Here is a 12,620-nt window from a genome sequence, read left to right as displayed (position 1 = left end):
GTAAAAGTATAAGGGGTGTTGCGAGGTCGAACGTGATGGCCGATCACGCTGCGGGTTTTCGGCAGATGGTGAACGCAGCGTTATTCGGTCGGCCAGCGGCCCCGTAGATTCACGTAGCGCGTGAGACGCGTGCAGATGCAGCGCGCGGCGTCATGGTGAATGGGTGGTTAGTGATGGGCGGGGTCAGAGCGGCCTGCCAATGAGATGGAAGCACCGCGCAACACCAAAGGTGTCGTCCCGGCGAAGGCCGGGACCCATACTCCCAGGGAGGAGTTTGGCGAGGAAATGGTGGCCGGTACTACCATCCAACTCCACAGATAGATTCCGCGGTATGGGTCCCGGCCTTCGCCCTAGGGCATGCACATATCTGGTGCGGCGGATTGACTCGGATCGGCCTGGGAGGATTCCAGAATCAGAGTTCTGTGTGATTCGTATTGCGGCACTCCATGATTTGGACGGGGTGCCGCGATGTTGTCACGGATTGACTGGACGCTGGGCCGGTTCGGGGATCGTCGTCTCGATAAAGGGGGGCGGCGTTCGTCGAACGCATGGTTGTGGGCAAAACTGTCTGCCTTCGGCAGCTCTCCAGGGGGAACCGCGCGCTGGAAGTGCGGTTCAACCGCTTTCTTGGCCATGACAAGGTGACGGTGGAGCGGATCATCGAAAGCTGGAGCGAAAGCACGGTCGCTGCGGTAGAGGGCCGCCACGTGCTGGCCATCCAGGACACCAGCGAGATCCACTTCAACACCACACCGCAACGCCGGCGCGGGCTCGGAGAAATCGGCAAAGGCAATAACCACGGCGTGCTGCTGCATCCGCTGCTGGCTGTGGATGCCGATGACGGCAACTGTCTTGGACTTTTGAGCGGGCAGATATGGACGCGCACAGGTCGCCGCACGACCTCGCACGACGATCGGGAGTTATCGGACAAGGAATCGCAGCGCTGGATATCCACTGCCATGGCGGCCAAGCCGCTCCTCACCAAGGCCACAGCGGTGACGGTGCTGGGTGACCGCGAGAGCGATATTTTTGCCCTTTATGCCAGCTCGGCCGAGCAACACTTCCACGTCATCGCGCGCAGCATGCATGATCGCAAGCTTGCCGACCGCAGCGGCTTGTATGAGGTCAGCGATGCCATGGCCGCGGTGGATCGGCGTGCGATCCAATTGCCTGCGCGCGCCGCGCGGCCCGCCCGCCTGGCTCACCTCGAACTTCGCTTTGGCGCAATCGAGCTCGCCCGCCCACAGAGTAAGTTCCTGCGCCATCTGCCGGAAAGCTTGCCATTGGCGGTGGTCGATGTGCGCGAGATCAATGCCGAAACCGGGGTAGAGCCGCTGCACTGGCGGCTTCTCACCTCTCACGAGGTTACCGGCATCGAGGACGCCTGGCGCATCGTCCAATGGTACAAGCAACGCTGGATCATCGAGCAGTTCTTCCGCATCCTGAAGACACAAGGCTTCAAGCTCGAAGACAGCCAGATCGGAACCGCCGATCGCCTTCTCAAGCTGGTCGCGATTGCCGCTAAGGCGGCCGTCATCACAATCCAACTTCTGCAGGCCCGCAATGGCAGTCGCCAACCCATTCTCGCTGCCTTCGACAACGGCCAAATTAACGTGCTCACCGCCCTCAACCGTCAACTCGAAGCCGGGAGCAAGCGATTAAAGAACCCACATCCGCCCGATAGCCTCGCTTGGGCCGCCTGGATCATTGGTCGCCTCGGCGGCTGGGACGGCTACCCATCGTCCAAGCCGCCGGGCCCGATCACCTTCAAGAACGGCCTCGAATACTTCCACGCCGTCGCAGCAGGATGGAGCCTCAGAGATATGTGCATGCCCTAGGGCCTTCGCCGGGACGACGTTGAGGAGAGATCGCGCACTCCCCAGCCAAATCATTGCAGAATGCTACTTCTTCCGCTTCTGCTCGATCGCGTCCCAGATCTTCGCCGCAACATCAGGGCCGCCGAGCCGCGTAATGGCGCGGATGCCGGTCGGCGAGGTGACGTTGATCTCGGTGAGGTTGCCGTTGATGACGTCGAGGCCGACGAACAGAAGGCCGCGCTCGCGCAGCGCCGGGCCGACGGTGGCGCAGATCTCGCGCTCGCGCGGGGTCAGCTCGGTCTCCTGCGCCGCGCCGCCGCGCACCATGTTGGAGCGGAGGTCGTCCGCGGCCGGCACGCGGTTCACCGCACCGGCGAACTCGCCGTTGACGAGGATGATGCGCTTGTCGCCGTGCTTCACCTCGGGGATGAACTGCTGGATCACCCACGCCTCTTTGAACGTCACCGAGAACATGTCGAACAGCGAGCCGAAATTCATGTCCTGCGGCATCACGCGGAACACCGCGGCGCCGCCATGGCCGTGCAGCGGCTTCATGACGACGGCACCATGCTTGTCGCGAAAGGCGTTGATCTCGTCGAGGTCGCGCGAGATCAGGGTCGGCGGCATCAGCTGCGGAAAGTTCATCACGAACAGCTTTTCCGGCGCGTTCCGCACCGAGGCGGGATCGTTGACGACCAGCGTCTTCGGATGGATCCGCTCCAGGAAATGCGTCGAAGTGATGTAGGCGAGGTCGAACGGCGGGTCCTGGCGCAGCAGCACCACGTCAAAGCCGTTGAGCGCCTCGCGCTTCGGCTCCCCGAGGGTGAAATGGTCGCCGGGCTCGTCGCGCACGGTGAGGAGCTGAACCGGAGCGACGAGCTCGTCGCCGACCATCGAGAGCTTGTCCGGCGTGTAATAGGACAGGCCGTGGCCGCGCTTCTGCGCCTCCAGGAGCAGTGCAAAGGTGGAATCGCCCTTGATGTTGATGCGGGCGATGGGGTCCATCTGGACGGCGACGTTCAGTTTCATGGTCTGCCTTTCAGGTCGAGGCGTCGAATGCCGCCAACACATGGCGCGGAAGTGATCGCGGCGCAATCAGCATGGCGTCGAATCGCAATTCGAATTCGGCATGCTCGGGATGCGCCACGAGCCAGCCTTGTGCGGCATCGATGATGCGCTGCTGCTGGCGCGGCGTCACCGCGAAGGCGGCATCATCCAGCGTCGCCCGCGCCTTGACCTCGACGAAGGCGATCAGATTGCGGCGGCGCGCCACGATGTCGATCTCGCCGTGCGGGGTGCGATAACGCTTGGCGAGGATGCGGTAGCCCTTGGCCATGAGAAAGGCGGCGGCGCGGCTCTCGGCCGAGATGCCGGTGCGGAACGCGGCGATGCGCTCGGGCGAGGGGACTTTCGGTTCCGCCGGGACCTCAGTCTTCGCCATCGCCGCCCCGCAAATCCTTGTGCAAGTCTTTTGCGAGCTCGAGCGCGCGGGCATAGACCTCGCGGCGCGGCCGGCCCGAGAGTGCGACCGCATGCGCCACGGCATCCTTGACGCTGTGCGCGGCCAGCTGCTCGCGCAAGAGACCGTCGAGCGCATCCGGTGCCAGCACGTCGGCGTTTGCTGCAGGCGGACCGATCACCAGAACGAATTCACCGCGCGTCTCCGGCGCGTCGGCTTGCCGCGCGAACTCGGCGAGGGGCGCGCGCCTGACCTCCTCGTGCAACTTCGTCAGCTCGCGGCAGACCGCGGCCTCTCGCTCACCCATGATCTCGGCGAGATCGGTCAATGTGGCCTGCATCCGATTGCCCGATTCGAACATCACCAGTGTCGCGTCGATGCGGGCGAGCTCGGCAAGGCGCGACCGCCGCGCGGCCGATTTCGCCGGCAAAAAGCCTTCGAAGAAGAAGCGGTCGGTCGGAAGCGCGGCGACGGACAGCGCCGCCAGCACCGACGACGGGCCGGGCAGCGCATACACCGCATGACCGGCGGCGCAGACCTCGCGCACCAGCTTGAAGCCGGGATCGGAGATCAGCGGCGTGCCGGCGTCGGAGACCAGCGCGACCGAGCCGCCTGCCGCAAGCGCCTCCAGGATTTTTGGGCGTGCGGCTTCCGCGTTGTGCTCGTGGTAGGGCTTGAGTTGTGCGGCGATGGCGTAGCGCTCGGTCAGGCGCCGGGTGATGCGGGTGTCCTCGCAGGCGATGACGTCGACGCCGGCGAGTGTCTGAAGCGCCCGCAGCGTGATGTCGCCGAGATTACCGATGGGCGTCGCCACCAGATGAAGGCCCGGCGCCGCCTTCGGCGCCGTAAGCCGATGGGCGTCGATGGAGAAGCCGCGCGAGGCGGCATCTTGAGCTTCAGGCGTATTTATCGGGGCCGGCTTTGCGCGCATAATGAAGTCAACTTAGGCACGATCCGCAGGGCTGGGAACCGGCTCTTCGAAAAAGATCGTGCCGAGGTGAGGGCGGACGGGAATGTGATCGATCCGGGATCGCGTTGCGAGGGAGTGAGGGTCCTCGCGCCATATTCGCGACCGAAACGCCGCCTTGATGCTGCGTGAGTGCGTGAGCAGTTGGCCAGGACGGGAAGGCGGCCGGGTGAAGTGGCTATTATCCTTTTGTTTTGGTTAACTATTCGTCGACAATATGCCTGAATCCCCGGCTTGTGTCGTGGAAAGAGTGACCGGCTGCCGACGGCCGGTCGGAAGAGAAGTTGCCATGGTGGGCCCGCGTCATCCCAGATCTTCCTCTTTGGAGGAGTCTTTCCGCTCCCGGGCCCCGATCGTCGGCGGCGACCCGGCGGAGTGCGCTCGGCCTTCTGCTCGGCGCGCCCTTGCTGTCGGCCTGTGCCGGCGTGCAGCAAAGTCTCAGCCAGTTCTCCAACCCGTTTTCCAGCTCGGCGCCCCCGGCTCAGCCGGCTGGCCCGCCGCAACAGGCCGCGACCGCGGGCACCGGCGGGGTGAAGGTCGCCGTGATCCTACCGCTTTCGGCCGCCGGCAATGCGGGCCTCGCGGCGCAATCCATGCGCAACGCCGCGGAGATGGCGCTGGCCGAGTTCCAGAACCCGAACATCCAGCTCCTGATCAAGGACGACAATGGCAGCCCGCAAGGCGCGCAAGCGGGTGCTCAGCAGGCGGTCGATGAGGGCGCCGAGATCATCCTGGGACCGCTGTTCGCGCAGTCGGTGCCTGCGGTGGCGCAGGTCGCGCGCACGCGCGGCATTTCGGTGATCGCGTTCTCGACCGATTCCAGCATCGCCGGCCGCGGCGTCTATCTGCTCAGCTTCCTGCCGGAGTCCGACGTCAACCGCATCGTCGAATATTCCGCCAGCATCGGAAAGCGCTCGGTCGCCGTGCTCGTGCCCGACAATGCCTATGGCAACGTCGTCGAAGCCGCCGTGAAGGCGGCGGTGCCGCGGCGCGGCGGGCGCATCGTCGCCTTCGAGAAATACGGCGCCGATCGCGCCACCCCGGCGCGGACCGTGGCGCAGCAACTCGGCAGCGCGGACGCGCTGTTCATTGCCGATGACGGCGATGCCGTCGTCTCAGTCGCGGATGCGATGACTGCGGCGGGCGCCAATTTGCGTAACATCCAGCTGCTCGGCACCGGCCTGTGGGACAATCCGCGCGTCTATACCAGCGCTGCGTTGCAAGGCGGCCTCTATGCCGCGCCGGACCCGGCCGGCTTCCGCGCCTTCTCCGGCCGCTACCGCACCAAATACGGCGCCGACCCGATACGCACCGCGACGCTCGCCTACGATGCCGTCGCCCTCGTCGCCGCGCTCGCGCGCACGCAAGGCACCACGCGCTTCTCACCTGATGTGCTCACCAACCCCTCGGGCTTTGCCGGCATCGACGGCCTGTTCCGCTTCCGCGCGGATGGCACCAACGAGCGCGGGCTTGCGGTGATGAAGGTGACGCAGGGAGGCGGCGTTGCGGTCGCGGGCTCGCCGAAGAGTTTTGGGGCGTAACGAGATGCCGTAGGGTGGGCAAAGGCGCGCTTCGCGCCGTGCCCACCATCTCTCCGCAAGATCGCATGAGTGTGGTGGGCACGCTTCGCTTTGCCCACCCTACGGCATCTCGTTACGCCGCCAAATCCGCGACCACAGCATCCAGCACCGGAAAACCGCTGCTGGTCACGCGCAGGCGGCCCGTCGCGTCGACCGTGATCGCGCCTTCCTCGCGGAGCAGCGCAATGCGGCCGGGGTCGAGCGGGCGGCCGGAGAGTGCTCTGTAACGCTCGGGGTCGATGCCTTCGGCGAGACGCAATCCCATCAGCAAGAATTCGTCGGCGCGTTCCTCGCTGTTGAGGAGCTCGTCGGTGACGACACCGTCGCCGTTGGTCTCGACCCGCATCAGCCAGGCTTCGGGGCGCTTCTCGGTGGCGGTGGCATGGCGCACGCCGTCGATGTCGAGCCGGCCATGGGCGCCGGGGCCGATGCCGGCATATTCCTCGCCGCGCCAATAGACCAGATTGTGCCGGCACTCGGCGCCGCGCCGCGCGTGGTTGGAGATCTCGTAGGCGGGCAGGCCGAGCTTGTCGCAGGTTTCCTGCGTGACGTCGTAAAGCGCACGCGCGACGGCTTCGTCCGGCGTCTTCAATTTGCCGGCCTGGTGCAGGCCAAAGAACGGCGTGCCTTGCTCGATCGTCAATTGATAGAGCGACAGATGCTCGGCCGCTTCATCGATCGCGAGACGCAGCTCCTCGGCCCACATCGCCGGCGTCTGGTCAGGACGGGCGTAGATCAGGTCGAACGAATAACGGTCGAACGAGCGGCGCGCGATGGCGACGGCATCGAGGGCCTCGCGCGCACTGTGCATGCGGCCGAGTGCCTTCAACGAGGCATCGTCGAGCGCCTGCACGCCGAGCGAGACGCGGTTGACGCCGGCGGCGCGATAGCCGGCGAAGCGTGTGGCCTCGACGCTGGTCGGGTTTGCCTCCAGCGTCACCTCGACATCGTCAGCAACATGCCAGTGCTTGCCGATCGCATCGAGCACTGCGCCGACGGTTGCGGGCTGCATCAATGACGGCGTGCCGCCGCCGAGGAAGATCGAGGTGACCTCGCGGCCGGGCGCGCGCTCGGCGGTCGCTGCGATCTCGCGGGCGAAGGCCGAGGCGAAGCGCGCTTCGTCGATTGGTGCGTGGCGGACATGGCTGTTGAAGTCGCAATAGGGGCATTTCGACAGGCAGAACGGCCAGTGCACGTAGACGCCGAAGGCTTCCTTAGCGCGGCTCAAGGCAGATCTCCGCCAGTTTCACGAAGGCGCGGGCGCGGTGCGAGAGGCCGAGGCCGAGCGGCGGCAGGCCGTGCTTCTCGATACTCTCCATCTCGCCGAAGGTGCGGCTGTGGCCATCGGGCAGGAACATCGGATCGTAGCCGAAGCCGGCAGTACCGCGCGGCGGCCAGACCAGCGTGCCGTCGACCCGCGCCTCGACCTCTTCGAGATGATCGTCGGGCCAGGCGACGCAGAGCGCGGAGACGAAATGCGCGGTGCGCTTCGCCGGAATCGTCGCGCCGCGCTCCTGGAGCAGGCGCTCGATCTGCGCCATCGCCACTGCGAAGTCTTTGTTTGGCCCGGCCCAGCGCGCGGAGAAAATGCCGGGCGCGCCGTCGAGCGCGTCGACCACGATGCCGGAATCATCGGCGAAGGACGGGAGCTTGGACGCCCGCGCCGCCGCGATCGCCTTGATCGCGGCATTGCTGCGGAAATCGTTGCCGGTCTCTTCGGGCTCGCCCAGGTCGAGCTCACCGGCCGACACCGCCTCGATGCCGTACGGTGCAAGCAGCTCCCGCATCTCGGCGAGCTTGCCGGGATTGTGGGTGGCGATGACGAGCTTGTCCGTGATTCGGCGGTGCATGGCCTATTGACTACGCCACAGCCAGTTTCTGCAAGTCTACCAGACGCGCGACGCCCTTGCGCGCCAGCGCCATCAGCGCCAGGAACTCGGTTTCGGTGAACGGCTCGCGTTCCGCGGTGCCCTGCACTTCGATGAGGCGGCCATCGCCGGTCATGACGAAATTGGCGTCGGTCTCGGCTTCCGAATCCTCGGCGTAGTCGAGATCGAGCACCGGCGTGCTATTGTAGATGCCGCAGGAGATCGCGGCGACGTTGTCGCGCAGCACGTTGGTCTTGATCATGTTGCGCGCCTTCATCCAGTTGATGCAATCGGCGAGCGCGACCCAAGCGCCGGTGATCGAGGCCGTGCGGGTGCCGCCGTCGGCCTGGAGCACGTCGCAATCGACCGTGATCTGGCGCTCACCGAGCGCTTCGAGGTCGACGATGGTGCGAAGCGAGCGGCCGATCAGGCGCTGGATCTCGACGGTGCGGCCGCTCTGCTTGCCGGCGGAGGCCTCGCGGCGGGTGCGTTCGGAGGTTGCGCGCGGCAGCATCCCGTATTCGGCGGTGACCCAGCCGCGGCCCTGGCCCTTCAGCCACGGCGGCAGGCGGTCTTCCAGCGTGGCGGTGACCAGCACATGGGTGTCGCCGAATTTCACCAGGCACGAGCCTTCCGCATATTTGACCACGCCGCGCTCCAGCGTCACGGGGCGCAATTCGTCGGGCGCACGGCGGCTTGGCCGCATGGGAAATCCTCCAAAACTCACGGGAAAAGGCTGTTCGCGGTGCTTGTAGGAGGGGCGAGGGTGGGCGGCAAGGTTTTTTCACCCCCTGATTTCGAGCCTGTAAACGCCACGCTTGTCAGAAGCGCCCGGGATGGACAAATTATGAGTATCTGAGAGGAGTTACCGTCTGTGGCCCATCACGATCCGATCCATCTGATCGCGCCGCGCGCAGGCCTCGCCCAGCTCAACGAGCGTTCCCGCGACATCTTTCGTCAAATTGTCGAAAGCTACCTCGCGACCGGCGAGCCGGTGGGCTCGCGCAACATCTCGCGCCTGATCGCGATGCCGCTGTCGCCGGCCTCCGTGCGCAACGTCATGGCCGATCTGGAACAGCTCGGCCTGATCTATGCGCCCCATACCTCCGCTGGCCGGCTGCCGACGGAACTCGGTCTGCGCTTCTTCGTCGATGCCTTGATGCAGGTCGGCGACCTCAACGAGGCCGAACGGCAATCCATTCAGAGCCAGCTCTCTTCCGTCGGCGAGGCGCAATCGGTCGAGGCGGCGCTGGACCAGGCCTTGATGCGGCTGTCGGGGCTGACCCGTGCCGCCGCAGTCGTGCTGACGCCGAAATCCAATGCGCGGCTCAAGCACATCGAATTCGTCCGCCTGGAACCGGAGAAGGCGCTGGTGATCCTGGTCGGCGAGGATGGCCAAGTCGAAAACCGCGTCCTGACGCTGCCGCCCGGAGTTCCCTCCTCGGCGCTCACCGAAGCCGGTAATTTCCTCAATGCGCGGATCCGCGGCCGCACGCTGGCCGAGGCGCGGCTCGAGCTGGAGACCGCACTCGGCGAGGCCCGCGCCGAGCTCGATCAGCTGACGCAAAAGGTGATCTCGGCTGGCATCGCAAGCTGGTCCGGCGGGGAGAACGAGGACCGCCAGCTCATCGTCCGCGGTCACGCCAATCTGCTGGAAGATCTGCACGCGCTGGAGGATTTGGAGCGGGTGCGCCTGTTGTTCGACGATCTCGAGACCAAGCGTGGCGTCATCGACCTGCTCGGCCGGGCCGAGACCGCCGAAGGCGTGCGAATTTTCATCGGAAGCGAGAACAAGCTGTTCTCACTGTCGGGTTCCTCCACCATCATCTCGCCCTATCGGGATGCCGCCGGCCATATTGTCGGCGTGCTCGGCGTGATCGGCCCGACGCGACTGAATTATGCCCGCGTGATCCCGACCGTGGACTACGCCGCCCGCATCGTCAGTCGCCTTTTGGGGGGCTGACCGGCGTTTCCTCCGATCACAGGCGCTTGATTTTCGTAAGCTTAGGCACGATATCCGGGCCAACAATCCCCTGAGACGAGTTCGAGAATAGAGCCGATGACCGATCAAGACCGGCAACCCGAAGACACGACCGCGCCCACCGGCGAGCCCGTGGTCTCGAAGCCCTACATCATGCCCGACGATCCCGAGCCGGGCTCGGTCGAGACGTTGCAGAAGGAATCCGCCGAGGCGCGCGACCGCATGCTGCGGACGCTGGCCGAGATGGAGAACTTGCGCAAGCGCACCACCAAGGAGGTCGCCGACGCCCGCCTCTACGGCATCACCGGCTTTGCCCGCGACGTGCTGGAGATCGCCGACAACCTCCAGCGCGCGCTCGATGCCGTTCCGGCCGAGGCCCGTGCGGCGGCCGATCCCGGCCTGACCTCGCTGATCGAGGGCGTCGAGCTCACCGAGCGCTCGCTGCTCAACGCGCTGGAAAAGCATGGCGTGAAGAAGTTCGATCCGCAGGGCCAGAAGTTCGACCCGAATTTCCAGCAGGCGATGTTCGAGGTCCCGGATGCGTCGGTGCCGTCGGGCACCGTGGTGCAAGTCGTGCAGGCCGGCTACACCATCGGCGAGCGTGTGCTGCGTCCCGCCCTGGTCGGTGTCGCCAAGGGCGGCGCGAAGGCTGCGCCCGCGGCCAACAACAACAATGAGTCGAGCGGCGCGGCGAACTGAGTCTCACGGCTTCGCCGTCATTCCGGGTTCGACGCTTCGCATCGCCCCGGAATGACGGTGCGAAACTCTTACGCACTCACCGCGATATCCGCAGATTGAATCCGCTTCACGCCGGCCTTGGCCATATCGGCCCAGGCCTTTGCCAGCGAGCCCTGCGTGTCGATGCCGCGGCAGGCGTCCTCCACCACATAGACCTCGAAGCCCGCCTTGCGCGCATCGAGCGCCGTCCAGGCGACGCAGAAATCGGTCGCGAGGCCAGCGACGAAGACGCGCTTGATCTTGCGGCCCTTCAGATAGCCGGCAAGGCCCGTCGAGGTCTTGCCGTCGGCTTCGAGGAAGGCCGAATAGCTGTCGACGTCCCTGTGAAAACCCTTGCGGATGATGAGTTCGGCGTGCGGGATCGCAAGGTCCTTCGACAGCGCGGCACCTTCGGTGCCCTGCACGCAATGGTCCGGCCACAGCACCTGCTTGCCGTAGCGAAGATCGACGGTCTCGAACGGCTTCTTGCCGGAATGCACCGACGCGAACGAGATGTGGCCGGGCGTATGCCAGTCCTGCGTCATCACCACGTTCGCAAACGCTTTCGCGATCTTGTTGATGACAGGCACCACCTGCTCGCCTTCCTTCACCGCAAGGCTGCCGCCGGGCAGGAAGCAGTTCTGCACGTCGATCACGAGCAGCGCGGAGGCCTCGTCCGGCTTGATTGACGCGGCCGCAAACAGCGCGGTTGGAGCGAGGCCCGCGAGCGCCGTGGTCGCAAGCGTCGCCAACATGTGTCGCCGATCCAGCATCGTTCGTCTCCCCTCCAGGATGATCCACGGGAAGAAAGCCTAGTTCCGTTCGCATACGAACAGAAGCCCGAAAATGCAGCCGACATTGGTGAGTGGTTGGGCTTGGTCGGCGGGTTCGCTTAACCCCTCCCGCTTGCGGGAGAGGTCGCTGCGCTCACAGAGCGCGGCGGGTGAGGGCTCTCTCCACGTCGGGAATGTCCCCTTGCGGAGATACCCTCTCCCCAACCCTCCCCCGCGAGCGGGGGAGGGAGCGCATCCAGTTTGTGGATGCGACTAACCCTTCGGCTGGATGCCGTCGCGCACGGCGCGGAAGCGGGTGAAGGCGGCTTGCCACTGGTCGCGCGGGGCGCTGGCGATGATGCGCAGCGAGGCGCCGCCGGTCGAGAAGCGGATCCACTGCACCACGGTCACCGGCGTCTTGTCCTTGCCGCTGACGCCGTCGATCCGGGTCTCGAAACCCTGCTGGCCGTTGATGCGGATCGGCTCGGACATGGTGACGCGCGACTCGCGCACGCCGGGAATCTGGAGCGCCGCCTCCTGCGCAAAGCGGGCGCGGTCGTCGGCCTGCTGCGGGGTGGCGCCGATCAGGCCGAGGATCATGAACGGCTTCGACTCATAGCCTGCGCTCTCGTTGCCGTCGGCCAGGATGATGCTCGAGCCCGGCGCCAGCGTGCGGATGTCCTTGAAGTCGGCGAGCTCGGTGATCTTGAACGGCATCAGCGCGATCTGCTCTTCGGCCGAGACCTGCTTGCGGGTGGTGGCGCTCGCAAACATCTGGCGCACCGCTTCATCGGTGTAGATCTTGGTCGCATTCTCCGGGATCTGCACCGCGACATAGCCGGAGAAGCCTGCGCCCGGCACGATCATCGAATAACGCCTCACCGGAGTGTCGCCGGCCTTGCCGCTTTCGGTGGTGAAATAGGCAAGGCCCGCGGGGGTCTCGATCTTGTCCTGCTTGACGCCGTTCGCACCGGCCGGATTGGAATTGAAGGCGCTCACGACCTCGCCATAGGCCGCAGGCGGCAGCTCGGTAATCAGCACCTTGACGCTGCCGTCCTCGCTCTCGAAGCCCGGAAAGGACTTGGCCGTGCTCAGCCCGATCAGCGGCACCATGCCGAGGCGCAGGCCAGGCGGGTAAACGGCGTCGGCAGCAAGGGTCGGAAGCGCCGAGGCGACGAGGAGGATGAGCGCGACGAGGGGGCGGATCAGCTTCATGGGCACTCTGATTGGTTCACATTGAGGCCGTTCGATGGTCGGCCATTGGGCCGCTTTGTCGCGCGGAGCAGCTGCGCTGCGGTTGCCGGCCGGACCGCCTTTTAGCGGGTTTGGCCTTGCCGCAACAGGGTGGGGCGGACTGCCATAGCGGGGGCTTGCCGAGGCCTGAACCTGTTAATATTTCCTCACCCGCAAGGGTGGTTGAGCCCGGATATGATCTTCCAAAACCCGATGTTTTCGCGG

12 protein-coding genes are annotated in these 12,620 nt (G+C 65.6%); 4 read left to right on the top strand and 8 right to left on the bottom strand.

Annotated features, from left to right (window positions below; all coding sequences use genetic code 11):
• Positions 1-548 precede the first annotated feature (548 nt).
• Positions 549-1,838 (top strand): IS4 family transposase, encoded by a 1,290-nt coding sequence (locus tag ACR9YP_RS04890; protein ID WP_438103448.1) that lies wholly within the window; start codon positions 549-551, stop codon positions 1,836-1,838.
• A gap of 63 nt (positions 1,839-1,901) precedes the next feature.
• Here the strand turns inward: ACR9YP_RS04890 and gshB are convergent, their stop codons facing one another.
• Genes gshB through rsmI form a run of 3 tightly spaced genes read right to left on the bottom strand, consistent with a single transcriptional unit; the run spans position 1,902 to position 4,207 of the window.
• Positions 1,902-2,846, bottom strand: a complete 945-nt coding sequence (gshB, locus tag ACR9YP_RS04885; RefSeq protein ID WP_091882526.1) for a glutathione synthase — start codon at positions 2,844-2,846, stop codon at positions 1,902-1,904.
• A gap of 10 nt (positions 2,847-2,856) precedes the next feature.
• Positions 2,857-3,258, bottom strand: a complete 402-nt coding sequence (locus ACR9YP_RS04880; RefSeq protein ID WP_438103733.1) for a YraN family protein — start codon at positions 3,256-3,258, stop codon at positions 2,857-2,859.
• Entirely contained in the window at positions 3,245-4,207 is a 963-nt protein-coding gene (rsmI, locus tag ACR9YP_RS04875) for a 16S rRNA (cytidine(1402)-2'-O)-methyltransferase (protein ID WP_438103735.1), read from the bottom strand. Before rsmI ends, ACR9YP_RS04880 begins: the two co-directional genes overlap by 14 nt.
• 341 nt (positions 4,208-4,548) lie before the next feature.
• Here rsmI and ACR9YP_RS04870 point away from each other — a divergent pair, with 341 nt between their 5' ends.
• The gene (locus ACR9YP_RS04870) at positions 4,549-5,784 is read left to right on the top strand and encodes a penicillin-binding protein activator (RefSeq protein ID WP_474220997.1); all 1,236 of its coding nucleotides are present in this window, start codon (positions 4,549-4,551) and stop codon (positions 5,782-5,784) included.
• A gap of 112 nt (positions 5,785-5,896) precedes the next feature.
• On the opposite strand, the gene hemW is transcribed toward ACR9YP_RS04870, so the two are convergent.
• From hemW to rph, 3 genes are read right to left on the bottom strand one after another with little or no spacing between them, the layout of a single operon-like run.
• Positions 5,897-7,051: a radical SAM family heme chaperone HemW gene (gene hemW, locus ACR9YP_RS04865; RefSeq protein WP_438103737.1), complete on the bottom strand. Its 1,155-nt coding sequence runs from the start codon at positions 7,049-7,051 to the stop codon at positions 5,897-5,899.
• Positions 7,038-7,673, bottom strand: coding sequence for an RdgB/HAM1 family non-canonical purine NTP pyrophosphatase (rdgB, locus tag ACR9YP_RS04860; protein WP_438103739.1), 636 nt, complete (start codon positions 7,671-7,673; stop codon positions 7,038-7,040). Before rdgB ends, hemW begins: the two co-directional genes overlap by 14 nt.
• 10 nt (positions 7,674-7,683) lie before the next feature.
• Complete coding sequence (gene rph / locus ACR9YP_RS04855; RefSeq protein ID WP_474219108.1) at positions 7,684-8,397, bottom strand: ribonuclease PH; 714 nt, start codon at positions 8,395-8,397, stop codon at positions 7,684-7,686.
• A 168-nt stretch (positions 8,398-8,565) separates the two neighbouring features.
• Here rph and hrcA point away from each other — a divergent pair, with 168 nt between their 5' ends.
• Together hrcA and grpE are read left to right on the top strand one after the other, a co-directional pair.
• Positions 8,566-9,654 carry a heat-inducible transcriptional repressor HrcA gene (hrcA, locus tag ACR9YP_RS04850; RefSeq protein WP_091882505.1) on the top strand — a complete coding sequence of 363 codons (1,089 nt, stop codon included), beginning with the start codon at positions 8,566-8,568 and terminating at the stop codon, positions 9,652-9,654.
• 96 nt (positions 9,655-9,750) lie between these two features.
• Positions 9,751-10,371: a nucleotide exchange factor GrpE gene (gene grpE / locus ACR9YP_RS04845; protein WP_474219107.1), complete on the top strand. Its 621-nt coding sequence runs from the start codon at positions 9,751-9,753 to the stop codon at positions 10,369-10,371.
• A gap of 68 nt (positions 10,372-10,439) precedes the next feature.
• Here grpE and pncA read toward each other — a convergent pair whose 3' ends face one another.
• The gene (gene pncA, locus ACR9YP_RS04840) at positions 10,440-11,162 is read right to left on the bottom strand and encodes a bifunctional nicotinamidase/pyrazinamidase (protein WP_438103743.1); all 723 of its coding nucleotides are present in this window, start codon (positions 11,160-11,162) and stop codon (positions 10,440-10,442) included.
• A 273-nt stretch (positions 11,163-11,435) separates the two neighbouring features.
• Complete coding sequence (locus ACR9YP_RS04835) at positions 11,436-12,377, bottom strand: hypothetical protein (RefSeq protein WP_474219106.1); 942 nt, start codon at positions 12,375-12,377, stop codon at positions 11,436-11,438.
• Between the last annotated feature and the right edge of the window lie 243 nt (positions 12,378-12,620).

The sequence above is a fragment of the Bradyrhizobium sp. BR14999 genome (genome assembly GCF_056106085.1).
The sequence above is the reverse complement of the archived record's forward strand: the minus strand, read 5'-3'. Positions and strand labels throughout refer to the sequence as shown.